At 68.2% G+C, this 18,975-nt stretch carries 19 protein-coding genes; 5 read left to right on the top strand and 14 right to left on the bottom strand.

The features are described 5' to 3' along the window. Positions 1-33: 33 nt before the first annotated feature. From ACZ3HL_RS14165 to ACZ3HL_RS14155, 3 genes are all read right to left on the bottom strand, one after another. Positions 34-414 carry a hypothetical protein gene (locus ACZ3HL_RS14165; protein WP_465531233.1) on the bottom strand — a complete coding sequence of 127 codons (381 nt, stop codon included), beginning with the start codon at positions 412-414 and terminating at the stop codon, positions 34-36. An 18-nt stretch (positions 415-432) separates the two neighbouring features. Then, positions 433-1,635: an N-acetylglucosamine-6-phosphate deacetylase gene (gene nagA, locus ACZ3HL_RS14160; protein WP_465421626.1), complete on the bottom strand. Its 1,203-nt coding sequence runs from the start codon at positions 1,633-1,635 to the stop codon at positions 433-435. A gap of 91 nt (positions 1,636-1,726) precedes the next feature. Continuing rightward, positions 1,727-2,302: a SigE family RNA polymerase sigma factor gene (locus ACZ3HL_RS14155; RefSeq protein WP_007032484.1), complete on the bottom strand. Its 576-nt coding sequence runs from the start codon at positions 2,300-2,302 to the stop codon at positions 1,727-1,729. 141 nt (positions 2,303-2,443) lie between these two features. Here ACZ3HL_RS14155 and ACZ3HL_RS14150 point away from each other — a divergent pair, with 141 nt between their 5' ends. Further along, positions 2,444-2,728, top strand: coding sequence for a YciI family protein (locus ACZ3HL_RS14150; RefSeq protein ID WP_126736292.1), 285 nt, complete (start codon positions 2,444-2,446; stop codon positions 2,726-2,728). A gap of 4 nt (positions 2,729-2,732) precedes the next feature. On the opposite strand, the gene ACZ3HL_RS14145 is transcribed toward ACZ3HL_RS14150, so the two are convergent. From ACZ3HL_RS14145 to ACZ3HL_RS14120, 6 genes are all read right to left on the bottom strand, one after another. Next, positions 2,733-3,734: a PDR/VanB family oxidoreductase gene (locus tag ACZ3HL_RS14145; RefSeq protein WP_465531231.1), complete on the bottom strand. Its 1,002-nt coding sequence runs from the start codon at positions 3,732-3,734 to the stop codon at positions 2,733-2,735. Next, the gene (locus ACZ3HL_RS14140; RefSeq protein WP_465531229.1) at positions 3,734-4,600 is read right to left on the bottom strand and encodes a metal-dependent hydrolase; all 867 of its coding nucleotides are present in this window, start codon (positions 4,598-4,600) and stop codon (positions 3,734-3,736) included. Before ACZ3HL_RS14140 ends, ACZ3HL_RS14145 begins: the two co-directional genes overlap by 1 nt. Then, on the bottom strand, positions 4,597-6,066 hold the full coding sequence (locus ACZ3HL_RS14135) for a flavin-containing monooxygenase (RefSeq protein ID WP_465421575.1): 1,470 nt from the start codon (positions 6,064-6,066) through the stop codon (positions 4,597-4,599). The genes ACZ3HL_RS14140 and ACZ3HL_RS14135 overlap by 4 nt, the downstream gene beginning before the upstream one ends. 81 nt (positions 6,067-6,147) lie before the next feature. Continuing rightward, on the bottom strand, positions 6,148-6,621 hold the full coding sequence (locus tag ACZ3HL_RS14130) for a pyridoxamine 5'-phosphate oxidase family protein (protein WP_465531227.1): 474 nt from the start codon (positions 6,619-6,621) through the stop codon (positions 6,148-6,150). 3 nt (positions 6,622-6,624) lie between these two features. Then, positions 6,625-7,515, bottom strand: coding sequence for an SDR family oxidoreductase (locus ACZ3HL_RS14125; protein ID WP_037334573.1), 891 nt, complete (start codon positions 7,513-7,515; stop codon positions 6,625-6,627). A gap of 150 nt (positions 7,516-7,665) precedes the next feature. After that, positions 7,666-8,577, bottom strand: a complete 912-nt coding sequence (locus ACZ3HL_RS14120) for an aldo/keto reductase (RefSeq protein WP_465531225.1) — start codon at positions 8,575-8,577, stop codon at positions 7,666-7,668. Between the two features lie 50 nt (positions 8,578-8,627). On the opposite strand from ACZ3HL_RS14120, the gene ACZ3HL_RS14115 reads away from it, so the two are divergent. Both ACZ3HL_RS14115 and fbaA read left to right on the top strand, forming a co-directional pair. Next, the gene (locus tag ACZ3HL_RS14115) at positions 8,628-9,449 is read left to right on the top strand and encodes an LLM class F420-dependent oxidoreductase (protein ID WP_465531223.1); all 822 of its coding nucleotides are present in this window, start codon (positions 8,628-8,630) and stop codon (positions 9,447-9,449) included. A gap of 83 nt (positions 9,450-9,532) precedes the next feature. After that, positions 9,533-10,561 (top strand): class II fructose-bisphosphate aldolase, encoded by a 1,029-nt coding sequence (fbaA, locus tag ACZ3HL_RS14110; protein WP_219147184.1) that lies wholly within the window; start codon positions 9,533-9,535, stop codon positions 10,559-10,561. 95 nt (positions 10,562-10,656) lie between these two features. Here the strand turns inward: fbaA and ACZ3HL_RS14105 are convergent, their stop codons facing one another. Next, complete coding sequence (locus ACZ3HL_RS14105; RefSeq protein WP_465531221.1) at positions 10,657-11,874, bottom strand: hypothetical protein; 1,218 nt, start codon at positions 11,872-11,874, stop codon at positions 10,657-10,659. Positions 11,875-12,237: 363 nt separating this feature from the next. On the opposite strand from ACZ3HL_RS14105, the gene ACZ3HL_RS14100 reads away from it, so the two are divergent. Next, positions 12,238-12,645, top strand: coding sequence for a DUF3151 domain-containing protein (locus ACZ3HL_RS14100; protein ID WP_007032496.1), 408 nt, complete (start codon positions 12,238-12,240; stop codon positions 12,643-12,645). Positions 12,646-12,694: 49 nt separating this feature from the next. Here the strand turns inward: ACZ3HL_RS14100 and ACZ3HL_RS14095 are convergent, their stop codons facing one another. Then, positions 12,695-13,921, bottom strand: coding sequence for a lipase family protein (locus tag ACZ3HL_RS14095; protein WP_465531219.1), 1,227 nt, complete (start codon positions 13,919-13,921; stop codon positions 12,695-12,697). A 134-nt stretch (positions 13,922-14,055) separates the two neighbouring features. On the opposite strand from ACZ3HL_RS14095, the gene ACZ3HL_RS14090 reads away from it, so the two are divergent. After that, entirely contained in the window at positions 14,056-14,637 is a 582-nt protein-coding gene (locus ACZ3HL_RS14090; RefSeq protein WP_192742638.1) for a TetR/AcrR family transcriptional regulator, read from the top strand. Here ACZ3HL_RS14090 and ACZ3HL_RS14085 read toward each other — a convergent pair. The 3 genes from ACZ3HL_RS14085 to ACZ3HL_RS14075 all read right to left on the bottom strand — a co-directional run bounded on the left by ACZ3HL_RS14085 (position 14,634) and on the right by ACZ3HL_RS14075 (position 18,957). Beyond that, positions 14,634-15,944 carry a GGDEF domain-containing protein gene (locus ACZ3HL_RS14085; protein ID WP_465421587.1) on the bottom strand — a complete coding sequence of 437 codons (1,311 nt, stop codon included), beginning with the start codon at positions 15,942-15,944 and terminating at the stop codon, positions 14,634-14,636. The genes ACZ3HL_RS14090 and ACZ3HL_RS14085 overlap by 4 nt on opposite strands. 202 nt (positions 15,945-16,146) lie before the next feature. Further along, entirely contained in the window at positions 16,147-17,400 is a 1,254-nt protein-coding gene (locus ACZ3HL_RS14080; protein WP_465421589.1) for an MFS transporter, read from the bottom strand. A 435-nt stretch (positions 17,401-17,835) separates the two neighbouring features. Further along, complete coding sequence (locus ACZ3HL_RS14075) at positions 17,836-18,957, bottom strand: LLM class flavin-dependent oxidoreductase (RefSeq protein WP_465531217.1); 1,122 nt, start codon at positions 18,955-18,957, stop codon at positions 17,836-17,838. Between the last annotated feature and the right edge of the window lie 18 nt (positions 18,958-18,975).

The following is an 18,975-nucleotide window of genomic DNA, read 5'->3' as shown; positions in this document are numbered from 1 at the left end:
GCTGAGTGCCCTGACCCGGCGGGAGAGGGCGGCTCAGATCAGCGTGAGCAGCCCGATCACCGAGCCTGCCGCGAGCCCCAGCAGGACGGCCAGCAACAACACCCAGTACGCGGGCAGAGGCGGGCTGCTCGGCGAAGGTGCCGGAGGCGGCGTCGCGCGCTCCGCCAGCCTGGCCGTTTCCGCGTCTTCCAGCGCGACGCGCTCTCGTTCGAGCGAGTCGGCACCGGCGCCGGACAGCAGCCCGTACTGCAGCGGCAGCTCGTGCTCACCGGGAGTCCCGGGGTTACTCTCGGTGTCCGTTTCGGCCGGTTTGTCCGTGGTTGTCTCGGCGGTCCGCTCCGCCGAAGGGGCGAAGACGGCTTGGGCGCGCAGGGCGTCGGCTAGGAGCTTCTCCGGGTCCTTGGGCTCGCTCATCCGGGACTCCTTTCGCCGCTACCCGTCGCTGACCGACACACCGCCTTCGACCGCCCCGCTCAGCGGAGCCGTGGCGCTCAATGTAGCCGCAGCGTCGTCCTTGACCCATTCGCCCTGACGAAGCACCTTGACCGGCCGCAGGTCCCGGTCGAGCACGACGACGTCCGCCGCGAGCCCGGCGCGCAGCGAGCCGGTCCGGTCGGCGATGCCGAGCAGTTCGGCGGGGCGCCCGGAGGTCGCGCGCACGGCGTCGAGCAGGTCGATACCCGCGCCGCGGACCAGGTTGCGGAAGGCCGCGTCCATGGTCAGCGTGCTGCCCGCCAGGGAGCCGTTGCCTGCCAGGGTGGCGACACCGTCGCGGACATCGACCTCGAGGCGGCCGAGGATGTAGCTGCCGTCGGCGGCGTCGGTGGCGGACATGGCGTCGGTGATGAGCACCGTCCGGCCCTTGCCGGCGTGGTGCGCGGCCAGCCGCAGCACGGTCGGGTGCACGTGGACGAGGTCGCAGATCAGCTCGACGGTGATGCGCTCGTCGTCGAGTAGCGCGCCGATCGGGCCGGGTTCGCGGTGGTGGAGCGGCCGCATGGCGTTGAAGAGGTGGGTCGCGACGGAGGCGCCCGCGTCGATCGCGGGGATGATCTGGTCCTCGACGCCGTCGGTGTGCCCGATGGCGGCGATGACGCCCGATTCGGCCAGCTGGCGGACCGCCTTGATCCCGCCGTGCAGTTCAGGGGCGAGGGTGACCATCCGGATGTCGCCGCGGCCCGCGCCGAGCAGCGCGTTGACCGTCGCCGTGTCCGGCTCGATCAGCGTCGCCGGATCGTGCGCCCCGCAGCGCGCCTTCGAGATGAAGGGTCCTTCAAGGTGAATTCCGGCAAGTTCACCCTCTTGGACCAGCTCACGCAGGGCCGCGATCTGGTCCCTGAGCACCGGGATGGGGTCCGAGACCAGGCTGCCGAGCATGGTCGTGGTCCCGTGCCGCCGATGCGCGCGGACCGCGCGGATCAGCTCCTCGGGATTCGAGCTGGAAAACGATCCGCCCCCACCGCCGTGGCAGTGGGTGTCGACGAAGCCGGGCACGACCAGGCATCCGTCGACGTCGACGCGATCGATGTCCGGGGGTGTCCCGGAACCGACTTGGACGATCTTGCCGGCGGCGATAGCCAGCCAGCCGTCGTCGAGTACACGGTCCGGGGCGACGACCCGGCCGCCCACGATCACGAAATCTCCGGCGCCTCTCACGCCCCCCAGCATATATTGGTCTGGACCAAGCATGGCGGCACAACCCAGCGGTCGAGATGAAGGCCGGGCATCAGTTCGGTGACTGCATCGCTTTCTGCAGTGCTTCGAGCGCCCGGCTGGCGGTTGACTTAACGGTACCTTTCGAAATCCCGGCGGCCTCCGAGATTTCGGCCTCACTCAGCCCACCGTAGTAACGGAGGACCAGAACCTCGCGCTGGCGAGGGGGCAGCTTGGACAAAGCGCTCACCACGGCCTGATGTTCACTCGACAGCATGGCGAGGCTTTCGGCCGAACGCGCGTTGACAGCGTGCGGTGCGACGTACTCGCGAGCGGTCTTGCGGCGGCGCAACACACTGCGTGATCCGTTGACCACGGCGGTGCGCAGGTATCCGACGGCCGCGGCGGCGTCGCGCAGGCGTCCCCAGTTGCGGTGCAGGCCGGTGAAGGCCTCCTGGACGACGTCCTCGGCGGTCGCGGGTTCGTCCACGAGCAGGATGGCCAGCCGGACGAGCCGCATCCGGTGCTGGCGATAGAGATCCTCAAGGGTCAACGGTGCCGCAGGCGGCGGTGGCGTGACCGGTCCGTCCATGGTGCGCAGATGGCCGAGGGTCGCCTCGACACTGCGTTCCGCATTGCCCTCGAGCATGTACCCCTACCTGTTCATTTACCCCTTTGAAGCACAACCTGTGCATGGCGCTCGATCAGCGTATCGGGTGGGGCGGGAGTCCTGCCTGATCGGATCCTGAGAAGCTGGGGGGCGTCCGTTGGAGCGACCTTGGAGATGTCGATGGCCTGGTTCCTGGTGGAGATCACCTACGTGCAGGAGAAGCTGGCGGATGTGCGCCCCCGGCACCGGGAATTCCTGTCCGCCCTCGCCGACCAGGGCGTCGTCGCGCTCGGCGGCCCGCTGGGCGACGGCTCCGGCGGCATCTCGATGTACCAGGCGGCGGACGAGGCGGCGCTGCTGGAGATCATCGACAAGGATCCGTACCACCTCGAAGGTGTCGTCGCGAAGCGGACCGTGCGCGAGTTCAAGCCGGTCATCGGCTCCTGGATCCCCAAGGAAGCCTGACGACTCAGAGATCGAGGGTGACCGGCTCGCGTTCGACGCAGACCCGGACGCGGTCGCCGGTCACCGTCGGCAGTTCGCAAGTCCCGCAGAACCCCTGACGGCACGAATACGCGATACCGGGCACGGTTTCGCGCAGGACGTCGAGCGTCGTCCGGTCGGCGGGGACGTCCAAGGTGACGCCGCTGCGGGCCAGTTCGACACGGAACGGCTTGCCGCCGACGATAGGCGGCGTCGAGAACCGTTCGAAGAACACCGGCCCCGAACCCCGCAGCGCGGCGTCGGTCCGGACGCCGACGATCATCGGAACCGGGCCGCAGCAATAGATCGGCGCGCCTTCCGGGGCCCCTTCGAGGAGTTCCGCGCCGGAGGCGGGGATTCCGTAGTCCGTGTCCGGACGAATCCAGACGCGGTCGGAGAATCCGGACAATTCCTCCAAGAACGGCATCGAACCCTCGTCGCGGCCGGTGTAGACCAGTCGCCAGTCCGCGCCCGCCGCGGCGGCCTGCCGCACCATCGGCAGGATCGGCGTGATCCCGATACCGCCCGCGACGAACAGGTACGCCGGGCTCACGACGAACGGGAACGCGTTGCGCGGGCCGCGCCCCGTGATCCGGGCGCCCTTCTTCAACGCGTGCACCGCCGTCGATCCCTCGCCGAGCAGGCGGACACCGACGCGGTAGGCCGAGCGGTCGTCCGGATCGCCGCACAAGGAGTACTGACGGACCAGTCCCGGCCGGGGCGAAAGGTCGATGTGCGCGCCGGGCCGCCATCGCGGCAGCGCTTCGCCGCGTTCGTGCACCAGCCGCAGGCCGGCGACGCCGTCGGCTTCGCGACGGACATCGTCGACGACCAGCGGGAGGTCACGGTCGACGTCGGCCACCGGCGGGCGACGGCGGCCGCTCACGCCGCTGAGCCTGCGATACAGCGCGACGACACCGGTCAGCGAAGCCATCGCGCGGTCGGTGCGCCCGCTGCCGTCGAGCCGCAGGGGCCGAGGCGCTGTCATCACCGGGGTTCGTCGGCGGCCAGCGCGGCCGGCGAACTCGCGAGGTACGCGACGGCCTGATCGGTGTCGCCGGTTTCGGTCGGGTGGTAGGACTTCCGGAAGTACGGCCGGATCTCGCGCCGCAGCTGCTTGCCTGAGGGCAGGAGCCCGAGCTTCGCCACGCGCAGATAGGTCCGGAAACTCGTCCTGCCCGGCCTCGTCGGATCGTTCTTCATGAGGAACCTGGTACCCCGCAGGAAAACCCAGGCCAGTACCGGCGTCACCACGAGCATGCTGCGCACGCGGCGGGTGTAGCGGCCGTCGAGGTGCATGAACAGATCGAAGGCGACAGAGCGGTGCTCGACCTCTTCGGCGCCGTGCCAGCGCAGGAGATCCAGCATCGTCGGGTCGGCGCCCGCCTTGTCGAGCGCTTCGGCGTCGAGGATCCACTGGCCGAGGAACGCGGTGTAGTGCTCGATGGCGGCGACGATGGCGAGCCGTTCGATCAGCCACTCCTCGCGCCGTTTGGCGGAAAGGTCGCGGTCGCCGAGCAGACGGCGGAACATCCACTCCATCTGCGCGATGTACGGCCGCACGTGGACGCCCGCCGCTTCGAGGTGTTCCGCGGCGCCGTCGTGCGCCTCGGCGTGCATGGCCTCCTGGCCGATGAAGCCGAGGACGTCCTCCTTGAGCCGCTCGTCGCGGATCAGCGGCACGGCCTGCTTGAACACCTCGACGAACCAGCGTTCGCCCTCCGGCAGCGCCAGATGCAGCACGTTGATCGTGTGCGTCGCCTGCGGCTCGCCCGGAATCCAGTGCATCGGCAACGACGCCCAGTCGAACTCGACGTCGCGCGCGTGCAGGACGATCTGCTCGTGGTCCGTCACGACGACCTCCCGCTGAGTTCGTAGTCGCTCGGGTCGACCTTGCGGGTTTCGAGCCAGTAGCGCCAGGTGAAGCCCGGCCAGATCGTCCGGTTGACACCCTTCGCGTCGAGATACCAGCTCTTGCAGCCGCCCTGCGTCCACACGCCCTTGACGAGTTTGTCCTGGATCTCGCGCTGGAACTTCTCCTGCACACCGGCGCGGACGTCGAGCGCGGCGGCGCCACGCGAGTCGGCGAGCTTGATCGCGTCGACGACGTACCGCGACTGCGACTCGATCATGAAGACGACGGAGTTGTGGCCCAGCGCGGTGTTCGGGCCGAGCAGGAAGAACAGGTTGGGGAAACCGGAAACGGTGATGCCCTTGTGCGTGTGCATCCCCTCGGCCGCCCATTCCTTGGCGAGGTCGCGGCCGTCGATCCCGGTGATGTCCAGGTATTCCAAGGCGTCCGTGACCTTGAAGCCGGTGCCGTAGATGATCGCGTCGACCTCGTGCTCGACGCCGTTCCCGTCGACGACGCCATGCGCCTTGACCTCGCGCACGCCTTCGGTGTTGACGTCCACATTGGACCGGTTGATCGCCGGGTAGTAGTCGTTGGAGATCAGCACCCGCTTGCAGCCCATGGTGTAGTCCGGGGTGACCTTCTTGCGCAGCTTCGGATCCTTGATCGCCTTGCCGATGTGGCGCTTCGCGATCACCTCGCCGGCCTTCATGATCGCGGGGTGGCCGTTGAAGCCGACGGCGCGCACTTCGAGGAACCAGTACAGCGCGTTGCGGTAAAGCCGTTGCACACCGGGGATCCGGCGGAACGCGGTCTTGGCCCAGCCCGGCATGGCGTGGTCGGGCTTCGGCATGATCCACGGCGGCGTGCGCTGGAACAGCGTCAGCTCGTCGACCTCGGGGGCGATCCGCGGGACGAACTGGACCGCGCTCGCGCCGGTGCCGACCACGGCGACCTTCTTGCCGCGCAGGTCGTACTCGTGGTTCCACTGAGCGGAATGCCAGGTCTGGCCCTTGAACTTCTCGATCCCGGGCAGCGCGGGCACCTGCGGGATGTGCAGGCCGCCGACGCCCGAGATCAGGAACTGGGCCTCGAACTCACCCGATTTGGTGTGCACGTGCCAGCGGCGCCCGGTCTCGTCCCAGGTCGCGCCGGTGAGCTCGACGCCGAAGCGGATCTTGCGGCGAAGCCGGTACTTGTCGGTGACGTCCTTGAGGTACTGGAAGATCTCGGGGGCCGGCGAGAACGACCGCGACCAGTCCGGGTTCTGCTCGTACGAGAACGAGTACATGTGGGACTGCACGTCGCAGGCGCAGCCGGGGTACGAGTTGTCGCGCCACGTACCGCCGACTTCGTCCGCCTTCTCCAGGATCACGTAGTCGGAGATCCCGGCTTTTTCGAGCTGGATGGCCTGGCCGAGCCCGGAGAACCCGGTGCCCACGATCACGACCTTGAATCGCTCGGTCATCTGGCAATCCTCCACTTCGAGGCGTTCGTGCCCAGATGACGTTACCTCAAGTAACAGTTACTTGCTAGTACTACCTACCCGTCAGTACGTGCCGCCGAGCTTCGTGTGGTCCCAGCTCACGATCTTGGTCGGGCGGAAGATCAGCCCAATCCGCTTCGGGGCCTGCTTGCCGATGAATCCCGACAGCTCGTCGGGCACCGGGTCCCCGGGCTTGGCGCCCGCGTACCGCTGCATGAGGTTGATACCCATCTGGGTGACCGCGGCCGTATCGGTGATGACCTCGACGTCGGCTTCGAGCGAGACCCCGCGCAGCTTCTCGTAGCTTTCGCCGTCCTCGATGAGCACGGTGGCGCGGGGGTCTCGCTCCAGGTTCTTCGCCTTCTGGGACGTGCCGTAGGTCCAGGTCGCGACGCCGGACTCGTGCGGGTAGTACCAGAGGGGCGCCAGATGCGGGCGGCCGCCTCTGCCGATCGTCGCGACGTTGATGACCTTCTGCTCGTCGAGGTAGGCGGCGAGTTCGTCAGGTGACATGCGGATCTGGTCGCGACGGGACATGCGTCAGCCCTTTCGTGTGGCGGCCCGGCCTGCCTGGCCGGTCACTGAAGATTCGTACGCGCCGCGCTCCTTGATGTCCATGAGCGCCGCGGCGTCGGCCTTCTTGATCCGGCCCTTCGCGCCGATCTCGATGATCGGCGGCAGGAACGCGCGGATCAGCTTCAGTCCGCCGACCCAGCGGGGCACGTGCACGGTGCGGGCGCGTTTGTTGACCCCGGCCTGGAGGTGGTCGAGCGCGACGGAAAGCGGGTACGTCTTGCCGAGCAGGCCGGGCATGCCGGCGCGGAGCTTGCCGAAGACGGGGTGCTGGTCGGCGCTCTCGACGAGGTCGGTGCGGATCCAGGTCGGGTGCGCGACGCCGACCTTCACGCCGAGGTGAGCGACTTCGGCGCGGAAGCTGTTGCAGAACGCCTCGACGCCCGCCTTCGCGGCGGCGTAGTTGGCCATGCCGGGCGCATGGGTGATCGCGGCCAGCGAGGAGATCGCGAGCAGGTAGCCCTTGCGGTCGATGACATGCGGAAGGGTGACGCGGAAGGTGCGCCAAACGCCGAGCAGGTCGACCTCGATGACCTTCTCGAAGGCGGCCGGATCCACCGACCGGACGAAACCGGAGGTCGCGATGCCGGCGTTCGCGATGACGATGTCGATCCCGCCGAAGTGCTCGACGACGCCCGCGGTGGCCCGTTCGAGGTCGTCCCAGCTGGTGACGTCGGCTTCCCAGGCGTGCGCGCTGGGGCCGATCTTGTCGGCGACGGCCTGCTGTTCCTTGGCTTCGATGCCGACCAATGCGACCTTCGCGCCCTGCGCGGCCAGGCGCTCGGCGAGCCCCGCGCCGATGCCCCTCGCGGCGCCGGTGATCAGGACGACCTTGCCGTTCACGCTGTTCTTGGCCACGTTGCCTCCTCGTCCGAGCCCTAAGGCTTTCGGACGGTACCCCAACCTACCCGGAGTAAGCTACCCGCAAGTAAGTCCGCGTTTCGTCCTCTGGATGCGGTAGTTCGTGGTGCCAACTACCGCATCCAGAGGACGAAACGCGGGGGGTGGTCAGCGCGAGGCGGCGCTGAGGGCGTCGATCTCCTCGGAGGTGAGCGAGAGGTCGGCGGCGGGCAGGAGGTCGTTCAGCTGCTCGACCGAGCGGGCGCTCGCGATGGGCGCGGTGACGGTCGGCTGCGCGAACAGCCAGGCGAGGGAAACGGCGGCGACCGGGACGCCGCGGGAGACCGCGACCTCGTCGAGCGCCGCGAGCACCCGCTCGCCCCGTACGTCCAAATAGGACGATGCGCGGGCGGCACGCGGGCTGTCGCCGAGCTTGTCCTTCGAGCGGTACTTCCCGGCGAGGAAACCCTTGGCCAGCGAGAAATACGGCAGGACGGTCAGGCCTTCGCGCTCGACCGTCGGAGCCAGGTCCTGTTCGTAGTCCCGCTCGACGAGGTTGTAGTGCGGTTGCAGCGCGACGAACTTCGCCAGCCCCTCGCGGTCCGAAATGGACAGTGCTTCGCTCAGTCGTTCGGCCGAGTAGTTCGATGCCGCGATGTACCGCACCTTGCCCGCGCGCACGAGCGCGTCGAAGGCCCGCAGCGTCTCCTCGATCGGGGTCTCCGGATCGTCGATGTGCGCGTAATAGAGGTCGATGTGATCGGTCCGGAGCCGCCGGAGCGAGTCTTCGGCCGCCGCCGCGATGTTCGCCGCCGACAGCCCCTTCCGCTCTTCCCACATACCGGTCTTGGTCGCGATGACGACGTCGTCGCGGTGGCCGCGTTTGCCCAGCCATTCGCCGATGATCGTCTCGGAACCGCCTGCCGAATAGAGGTCGGCCGTGTCGATGAAGTTGCCGCCCGCCGCCGTATAGGCGTCGAGGACGGCGAAGGACTGCTCCTGGTCCGCGGTCCAGCCGAAGACGTTGCCGCCGAGGTTGATCCCACGGACGTCGAGGTCGGTGTTCCCGAGTTTCGCCATACCCCGAACATAAGGGAAGACATCGCCCGTCCGCGGTGTTGCGTCGGTACATGGGAATCGAACTCGGCAGGATCGGCATCTGGCAGCACGAATCCGTCTTCACCCCGGACCTCGCCCGTGAGCTGGAGGAACTCGGCTACGGCGCGATCTGGCTCGGTGGCTCACCGGACGGCGACCTCGTGAAGGCGGAGGAGCTGCTCGACGCGACGAAGACGATCAAGGTGGCCACCGGCATCGTCAACATCTGGAAGGACGACGCGGCCACGGTCGCCGAGTCGTACAAGCGCATCGAGGCGAAGCACCCGGGCCGCTTCCTGCTCGGTATCGGCGCCGGGCACCGTGAGCACACCGCGGAGTTCAAGAAGCCGTACGCGGCGCTGGTCGAGTACCTCGACGCTCTCGACGCCGCCGGAGTGCCCGTCGAAGGCCGCGTGCTCGCCGCGCTCGGCCCGAAGGTGATCAAACTCGCAGGAGACCGCACAGCGGGAGCCCACCCGTACCTGATGACGCCCGAGCACACCCGCCAGGCGCGCGAGATCCTCGGCGAAGGACCGCTGCTCGCGCCCGAGCAGAAGGTCGTCCTCGAGGCCGATCCGGCGAAGGCCCGTGAGATCGGACGGCCGAGCGTCAAGTTCTACCTCGGCCTCGTCAACTACACGAACTCCCTGCGGAAACTCGGTTTCACCGACGAAGACCTGGCAGGCGAGGGCAGCGACAAGCTGATCGACGCGCTGGCCGTCCACGGCGACGCCGAGACGGTCGCCCGCGGCGTCACCGCGCATATCGAGGCCGGGGCGGACCACGTCAACGTCCAGGTACTGAACCAGGACCCTCTGCCGGTCTACCGGGCGCTCGCCGCGGTCCTCCTCTGACGCGACGGCTGTAGGCACCTCCCGGCCGACCTCGTACGATGCGGCCGAGAGGTGCACCAGCCTGCTTCGAGGAGGAGTAAACGATGCCCATCGCCACCCCCGAGGTCTACGCGGAGATGCTCGACCGGGCGAAGGCGAACGAATTCGCCTACCCGGCCATCAACGTGACCTCGTCGGAGACCCTGAACGCCGCCATCCGCGGGTTCGCCGAGGCGGAGAGCGACGGGATCATCCAGTTCTCCACCGGCGGCGCGGAGTTCGCGTCCGGCCAGAAGGTCAAGGACATGGTGACCGGTTCGGTCGCGCTCGCCGAGTTCGCCCAGGTCGTGGCCGCCAAGTATGACGTGAACGTCGCGCTGCACACCGACCACTGCCCGAAGGACAAGCTCGACGGCTTCGTCCGCCCGCTGATCGAGATCTCGGCGGAGCGCGTCAAGAACGGTCAGCACCCGCTGTTCCAGAGCCACATGTGGGACGGCTCCGCGATCGACCTCGACGAGAACCTCGAGATCGCGCAGGAGCTGCTCGCCAAGGCCGCGGCCGCGAACATCATCCTCGAGGTCGAGATCGGCGTCGTCGGCGGCGAGGAAGACGGCGTCGAAGCCGAGATCAACGAGAAGCTGTACACCGCCGAGGGCGATTTCCTGAAGACGATCGACGCGCTCGGCTCCGGCGAGAACGGCCGCTACCTGCTGGCCGCGACCTTCGGCAACGTGCACGGCGTCTACAAGCCCGGCAACGTGAAGCTGCGCCCGGACGTGCTCAAGGGCGGCCAGGAGGCGGCGGCGAAGAAGCTCGGCCTCGCGGCCGGTTCGAAGCCGTTCGAGCTCGTCTTCCACGGCGGTTCCGGCTCGCTGCCGGAGGAGATCCGCGAGGCGGTGTCGTACGGCGTCGTGAAGATGAACGTCGACACCGACACGCAGTACGCCTTCACCCGGCCCATCGCGGACCACTTCTTCAAGAACTACGACGGTGTCCTGAAGATCGACGGCGAGGTCGGCAACAAGAAGGTCTACGACCCGCGTAGCTACCTGAAGGCCGCTGAGGCCGGCATGGCCACGCGCGTCGTCGAGGCCGCTCAGTCGCTGGGCTCGGCCGGCAAGAAGCTTTGACCCGTACGCATTTAGTCCTCTGAATGCGGGAGGTACGTGAAGGCCCCCTTTCTTGCGTCCAGCGCAAGGAAGGGGGCCTTCACGTACTCGGAGCCTCAGGCGGCCGGCAGCGTCGTCTTCTCGCGGGGCTTCTCCAGCAGCGAGTTCATCGCTCGCGTCCCCGGTCCGGCGGCGGCCCACAGCACGCCGACCCCGGCCAGACAGACCACGGCCGTCCAGTAGGCGACCGGCGGCGCCGACTCCGTCTGCGCGTCGCCGAGGATCCACGGCCGGAACTGCGACTGCACCCACAGCATCCCGTAGCCGAACGCCGTCACCAGCAGCGCGCCCGCGCCCGCCGTCAGCAGCGGATGGCCCCGGCCGATGCGGAACGCCAGGTCGACGGCGAGGCCGACGGCGAGCAGGTAGAACGGCACGACCGAGACCGGGAAACCCATCCCGAGCAGCAGCGGCCACATCACCAGCCGGTACGCGAGGTAGGCGGCGGCGACCGTCGTCCCGGCCCAGCGGAAGCCGGTGGTGTGCCGCGCCAGCGCGAAGATCAGCGCCATCACGCCGATACCCCACAGCGGGTAGACCCAGTCGTCGATCGGCATCGTGAAGTACTCGACGGCCACCCGGTCGACCGGATGCCCGATCTGGTCGGCGGCGAAGTTCAGCAGCTCGGGCTCGGCCTCGGGTGCGCCGCGCTCCCAGGCGCGCAGGCCGAGGATGCCGTATTCCTGCTGACCGTTCGGGAAGAACGTGTTCTCCAGGAAGAACGCCCACAGTCCGATCAGGACACCGGTGCGCAGGCGGCCGGGCTTGGCGTACTTCAGCCAGCCCATGATCACGCCGGCCTGCATGATGCCCGTTCCGATGTAGAGCATCATGTGCGACGGGCTCCACGCGGTCAGGTCGAGACCGTTGACGCGGTGGTTGATGACGTCCAGCGGCGCCGCGATGAGGAACACCACGAGCCCGATCTGCATCAGCCGCAGTGAACGGCGGTCGGCGCCCATCCCGGTGTAGCTGTGGATCGCCACCAGCACCATGATGATCACCGTGCCGACGGTGTTGATCAGGTGCGGCGGGGCGAGGTCGTCACGCAACCACATGAAATGCCACGACATGTCCCACGACGAGCCCACCAGTTTGAAGGCGAACGCCGCCAGCCACATCGAGTAGCAGAAGTTCAGCACCCAGTCCGGCGTCGCCTGTCCCGGCGCGCCGCGGTGCCAATGGAGTTTGAAGAACAGCCTCGTCTTCGCGATGGGGCTGCGGGGGATGACACCCGGCGAAAGGTCCCCGGTCACTTCTGTCGCCTTTGTCATGCGGGCCATCTTCCCTGCTCCAGATCACGGGACGAGCATTTGGGGTCGAAAATCGGGGTTCACCCGTAGGGGTGGCGGATTTGCGGTCAGCGTGCGAAGCAGGGCAAGGTGTGCCGCCATGATGCCGAAACGACTCGTCGCGGCGGTCCTCGTCGCCGCTCTGGTGCTGGCCGGTGGGGGCATTCTCGGGAGCCTGTTCTTCTAGTCACAGCGCCGCTGATCGCGCGCTGACGAAAGCTCGCCGGAGGGGCGCCGTTCCGGTCATCGAGCTTTCGTGGCCTTCGGCAGGCAGAGGGCGCGCGATGTGAAGTCTCCGTCGGGCGCGAGGCGCCCTTGGCGAGACGGGTCGGCACAATGGCCCGTATGACGAACCTCCTCGGCCCCCAGCCGACGCACCTTCCCGAGCACACCGCCGCGCAGGCGGCGCTGGACGCCGGAACCGATCCGGCCGCCGTCGCCGCCGAGCACCCCGACTACAGCGAGGCGTGGGCCGCCCTCGCCGAGAAGGCGCTCGAAGCCGGCGAGACCGTCGCCGCGTACGCGTACGCCCGCACCGGTTACCACCGCGGCCTCGACCAGCTTCGCCGCGCGGGCTGGAAGGGACACGGGCCGGTGCCGTGGTCGCACCGCCCGAACCAGGGTTTCCTGCGTTCGCTCGCTGTCCTCGGCAAGGCCGCCGGCAAGATCGGCGAGACCGAGGAGTACGACCGGTGCCGGACGTTCCTGAGCGACTCGGACCCCGCCGCCGCGGAAGCCACCGGCCTCAAGTGACCTCGTGAGTGGTAAGGACGGTTAGAACCGTCCTTACCACTCACGAGCGCTAGAACAGGCCGCAGTTCCCGACGGCCGGCAGCCCCGCGAAGCGTCCCTCAAGCCAAGCGAAAGCCTCCGGGAAAGCCCGGATCGCCCCGCCGACGTGCGTCGGAACCAGCGAAGTCGAGAACTGCACCTTCGCGCCCTTCGCGCACCAGGAGCGCGCCATGGTCCGCCCCTGCGCGTAGGGGACGATGTCGTCTAGTGCGCTGTGGACGACCAGCGTCGGCGCGCCCGGCTTCCGTGCTCCGATGAGCTGCTCGCCGACTCGCGTCTTGAACGGCTCTTCGCCGAGGTACGCCGTCAGCGGCCTGCCGTCCTTCGTCAGGTCCTTCGACTGCGTGAAGGCGTGTCCGAAGATCGCGTCCACGGTGCATTCCTGCTTGACCTTCTCGAACGCCTCGGCGCCCTTCGCGTTCAGCAGGGACGGGATGTTCAGTTCCGGGTACGCCGCGTCCATGCTGACCAGCGTGAACCCGAGGAAGCCGAAGGCGTAGTGCCCGTCGATGTTCTGGCCGACCTCGGCGAGGTCGGCCGGGACGGCGCCCGCGTACGAGCCCTTCAGCTTGAGTTCGGGCGCGTACGACGGCTGGAGTTCGGCGGCCGACGCCGATGCCCCGCCGCCCTGCGAGTAGCCCGCGGTCGCGACCGGGCCGTTGTCCGGCAGGTTCGCTTCGGGCAGACGCTGCGCCGCGCGGATCGAGTCGAGGACGGCGTTGCCCTCGGCGACGCGGTTGACGTACGTGTGGACGCCCGGGGTGCCCAAGCCCTCGTAATCGGTGACGACGACGCCGTAGCCGCGAAGCAGCAGCCCGGCGATGAAGGGGCCTTCGTACTCCGTGCCCGCCGCGAGGGCTTTCGACGGCGCGCACTGGTCGCCGACACCCTGCGTCCCGGCCGCGTAGCCGATGACCGGCCGTTCGCCCGCGCCGGTCCACGCCTTCTTCGGGGTGAGGACGGTGCCGGTCACGGCGTTGGCCTTGCCGTGGGTGTCGGTGCTGCGGTACATGATCCGCCGCACGTCCGCGTCGGCCTTGATGAGTTTCACGGGATCGACGTAGAAGGTGGACGGTTCGTGCCGGATGATGTCGCCGGGAGCACCCGCGGGCAGGGGCGACGGGGGATCGTAGAAGGACGGGGCGGCCGTGGCCTGCGGTGCCCCGAAGGTCAGCAGGGCCGCGATGGTGACCGCTGAGACGGCGGCGGAAACACCGGGCCGGGATCCTGGACGCATGCTTGCTCCTCGTTGAGCACAAACATTTTCGACAGACGTGTCGAAAAAGAGAGTCAGTGAGGTGGCGCACAATGTCAAGCCCGGCGCCGCGAGGGAGACCCCGCAAACTCCCGATCGGCGAGCAACGCGCGCGGGTGCTGAGTTCGGCCGCCGGTGTCTTCGCGGTGCACGGCGCGCAGGCCGCGACGATCGAGCAGATCGCCCGGCGCGCGGGGGTGTCCCGCCAGGCCGTCTACGAGCAGTTCGGCGATCGCACGACGTTGTTCACGCAGGTGGTCGCGGACATCGAGGAACGGGCCTTCGAGGCGATCGGCGCGCCGGCCCTCGATCTCTCGCAGCCCGAGCTGCGGTCCTGGGCGCGCGCCAACTACGCCAACATGTTCGCCTTCGTCGCGGCGAACCCCGACGCCTTCCCGGTCCTGCGCGAGGCGGAGCGCATGGGCGACCCGGCCCTCACCCGCCTTCGGGAACGGCTCGCGGGCGTCTACACCGAGGCGAGCAGGCAACGCTGGGCCCGCCACGGGGTCGACTCCGGCCGCGCGGACAAGGCCCTGGTCACCTTGTTCTTCGCGATGACCGAGGCACTCGTCCAGGCGAGCTGGGACGGGGAGCCGCCCGACGCGGACGCGCTCATCGACCTGCTCACCGAATTCACCGTCGGCGGCGTCGTCCGGCTCCGGACGGCGGCCGCCGACGTGATGGAACGACTGCGCTAAGCCGCGACGGCCTCCAGGGTCACGTCGGCGACCGAAGCCAGGTCCGGTGACGAGACGACACGGTTACGGCCGTTGCGTTTGGCCGCGTAGACCGACGCGTCGGCGGACGCCATGACCTCCTCGATGGTCCGGCCGTCCAGCGGGTACGTCGCGACGCCGACCGACGCCGTCCGCTGCTCGATGACCACGGCGTTGCCCTCGTTGTCCTGGGTCTTGATGACCATTTCGCTGATCCGCTGCCGGATGCGCTCGGCGACCGCGACGGACTCGTGCTTCGACGACGAGGTCAGCAGCACGACGAACTCCTCGCCGCCGAACCGCCCGGCGAGGTCCTGCGTCCGCGTTTCGGCCTTGACCAGCGCCGCGACACCCTTGAGCACGTCGTCGCCCGCGAGGTGGCCGTACGTGTCGTTGATGCTCTTGAAGTGGTCGAGGTCGATCATCAGCGCGCCGAACTGGCCGTTCTCCCGCTCCGCGCGGGCGACCTCGCGGACGGCGCCCTGCTGCCAGGTCGTGGCGTTGAGCAGCTGGGTCTTCTGGTCGGTGGTCGCGAGCTCTTCCAGCTGCTTGATCAGCACCGAGCGCTGCAGCAGGTACAGCGGCAGGAAGACGAGCAGCACCAGCACCGGCTGATGCGGCAGGACGGCGAGCACGAGCGCGCCGATGCAGACCGTCGAAGCTTCGAGGATGTTGTCGTCCCAAGAGCCGAGGAGCGTCTGGACGGTCGCCTTCTTGGGCGCGGCGAAGTACAGGCCGGTGCCGGTGAAGACGGCGTTCATCAGGAAGAAGGCGATGCTCGCGGCGCAGATCGACGTCACCGACCCGGTGCCGGCGCCGACGAGCTGGACGGCCGCCCAGGCGGCGAACGCGGTCAGCGTCATCGATGTGGCGTTCGCCACAGTTCGATGGGGGTTTACCGTGTGAAGACCCGCCCAGCTGCGGTATCCGAGGTGAAGATAGATCACGGTCACGAGAAGCGCGGTCAGCTGCGGCGGAAGCAGGATCGCGCCCGGCAGGACCCAGACCGAGGTCATGTTGATATGCGGGGTGACGCTCATGCTGCGGCGCTGGCGCTCGATCCGGCGGGTCGCCTCGGTGTGCGCGATGGCGAGCCCCGCGAGCAGGAAACACAGCAGGACCTGCGAAGACGTGATGGCGATGGATGCGGCGAAGACCCCCGTCAGTGCCAGCATCGTCGCGACGGACAGCCCGGTGTAGGCGATCCAGTGTTCAGGCCTCTTCCACAGCTCCCACGCGGCTACCGTGAGAGCCGAACGATGTCCAGCACGTTCCTCCGATGTGATCATCTTTCCCCCTGACTCTTGCGTCATTCTCCGAAACCCCCTACTTACGGACAGCTTCTACCGACTTGCGGGCTGTCGACAAGCTCCCTAGGTGTGTACTTTTCTCTGAGAGGTCGAGGGAAAGGTGCCAGCGATGGCCGGTAGGGATCAGTGAACTGGGGCGCGCGCCAGACGTCCGCGCGATCGGGCCGGCGCGCGGAACACCTCAATGTTCTGCGCGTGCGGCGTCTTTTTCCTGCCACCGTTCCGGGTCGCGGCTGAGGGTCCGGAACCAGCTCAACGCGAGCGGGACGGTCAGGACCAATCCCGCAAGTCCGAAGACGCCGACGGTCGACTGAGGGCCGACCTGGTCGGCCAGGATGCCGCCGATCAGGGGACTCACGCCCATCGTCGTGGTCAGCCCGGTGTTCGACAGCCCCATGACCTGTGCCCGGCTCTCGTCCGGCACGGCCAGCGTCAGCGAAGCGGTCGCCTGCATCAGTGCCACCGTGCCGAAGGCGCCGCAGAGCACGAACAGCGCGATCGACGCCCACGGCCCCGGCTGCAGGAAGCACAGCAGCAGAGGGAGCGCCGTCAGCGCGGAAAGCGGCCCGATCAGTTTCGGTCTGACGTGGGCGGGCACCCAGCGCGAGTAGATGAACGCGCCGATCACGCTGCCGATCGGGTCGGCGGCCAGCAGCAGGCCGAGGATTTCGGGGCCGCCGCCGGACGAGGCGACGTACGGCGCCGCGATGCCCTCGTACACCGGCAGCAGGCCCATCAGCCAGGTGAACAGCAGCAGCGAACGCAGCCCTGAGCTGGCGAAGACGATCTTCCCGCCCGAGCCGATCGACGCGAAGAACGACTTGCGTTTCTCGCCGGTCGCCGCGGCCGGGCGCGACTTCAGCCCGAACCGGACGAACAGCGCCGAGATCACGAAGGTGACCGCGTCCAGCGCGAGCGCGATGTGGGGTTCCAGCGCGGTCAGCAGGAGACCACCGCCGGCGAATCCCGCCAGCTGCGCCGATTGGACGGTCATGCTGCGGATCGCCATGCCGACGACGAACCGGTCGCCTTCGAGGATCTGCGGCAGCAGGGCCAGCTGGGCCGCCTTGAACGGCGGATTCAGCAGCGAGACCGCGCCGACGAGGACACACAGGACCCAGAACGGCATCACCGGGACGGCGACCAGCGCGATCAGCAGCGCCCGTAACAGATCGACGACCACCATCACGGTCCGCCGCGGGAACCGGTCCGCGAACCCGGTGAGGAAGATGCCGCCGAGCAACGACGGGGCGTAGGTCAGCGCGTAGGTGAGACCGGTGAGGGTCGCGGAGCGGGTTTCGGTGAAGACGAGGACGGAGAGGGCGACCCTGGCGAGTTGATCACCGAAGATCGAGAACAGCTCGGCGAACCAGAGCGAACGGAACTCGGCTACACCGAACACCTCTCGGTAAGTGACCCGTCCGGCCGAAGCCATGCTGCCCCCAATAGGGTCCTTATTACGCGACAAACTCGTGACCGAGAGTAACGCGGTCACGAGCTCGTCACGAAGCGTCATTCGTTCACGTAAGTGTCTCCTGACTGTTGGTGATTGGCTAGGTTCTTTCGCCGGGTTTCTGGAGTTGGAGATCTTTTTCGTGGATGAACGACCGGTCGCGAAGATGTCCCGGTGGGCGGTCCCTTCACTCGGACCTGCGGATTTCGGTTGTTTTGGGGTTTTCGCCGGGAAAATCCGCGTCGGGGCGCGTCACCCGGCCCGGGGAGGCGACGCGCCGTGCGTCCTCAGGGGCGCCTGTGATCGCAAGGTGGGCGAAGGCATTCCGACTCCGCTCCGCGACCGGGAGGTCCATCAGGCTGCCTTGACGTGGTCGGCCGAATGGATGATCGATACGCCATTCGGTGGAGCAACCGTTCAGCCGTCGATCGCGAGCACTTCGCGGGCCGAAGCCGCGTCGCGTTTGGCGACCTCTTCGCGCACGATCGGGATGACGTGACGGCCGAAGTCGATCGTGTCGCCGAGCATGTCGTAACCGCGCGCGGAGAGGATGTCGACGCCGAGGTCGTAGTAGTCGAGCAGGGCCTGCGCGACGGTTTCGGGCGTGCCGACGAGGGCAGTGGAGTTGCCCGCGCCGCCGGTCACGGCCGCGGTCGGGGTCCACAGCGCCCGGTCGAACCGTTCCCCCTCGGCGGCGACCGCGAGAAGCCGCTGGGATCCGGTGTTCTCCGGGTTCGTGAGCGAATGCCGCCGGGTCACCCGCTTACCTCCGCTCGTCCGGGCCTTGATGGCGTCGACCGTGCGATAGGCCTTCTCCCAGGTGAGTTCCTCGGTCGGCGCGATGATCGGGCGGAAGGCGACCTGGATCCGCGGGACGTCGGTCCGCCCGGCGGCCTTCGCCGCGGCCTTGACGGACTCGATCTGCTCGGCCGTCCGCGCGAGCGGCTCGCCCCAAAGACAGAAGATGTCCGCCTCGGCCCCGCCCGCCGCGTACGCCGCCGGAGACGAGCCGCCGAACGAGACTCCCGGTCGCGGCTGCTGCACAGGGCGGACGTCGAGGACGAAGTCGGCGAAGCGGTAGTGCTCGCCTTCGTGGTCGAAGGGCTCTTCGGACGTCCAGGCCCGCTTTACGATCTGGATGTACTCGCGCGTGCGTGAGTAGCGCTCGTCCTTGGTGAGGTAGTCGCCTTCGCGCTGCTGTTCGTGGTCGCTGCCGCCGGTGATGAAGTGGACCGTGAGCCTCCCGTCCGAAAGCTGGTCCAGCGTGGCGAACGTCTTCGCCCCGAAGGTCGGGTACGAGACGTTCGGCCGGTGCGCCAGCAGGATCTGGAGCTTGTCGAGCTTCGACGCGACGTACGCGGCCGCCTGCGCCGGATCCGGCCCGCTGGAGCCGTATGCGAACAGCACCCGGTCCCAGCCGAAGTCCTCGTGTGCCCGCGCGAGGCGCAGCGTGTAGTCCTTGTCGAAGACGCCGCCCGATCGCGGATGGGTCTCCGAACCGTCGTTGGTGCCTCCGATACCCAGGAATTCGACCGGCATCGCGCGTTCCTCTCGTCC

The organism is Amycolatopsis sp. NPDC000009 (genome assembly GCF_055563465.1).
The sequence above is the reverse complement of the archived record's forward strand: the minus strand, read 5'-3'. Positions and strand labels throughout refer to the sequence as shown.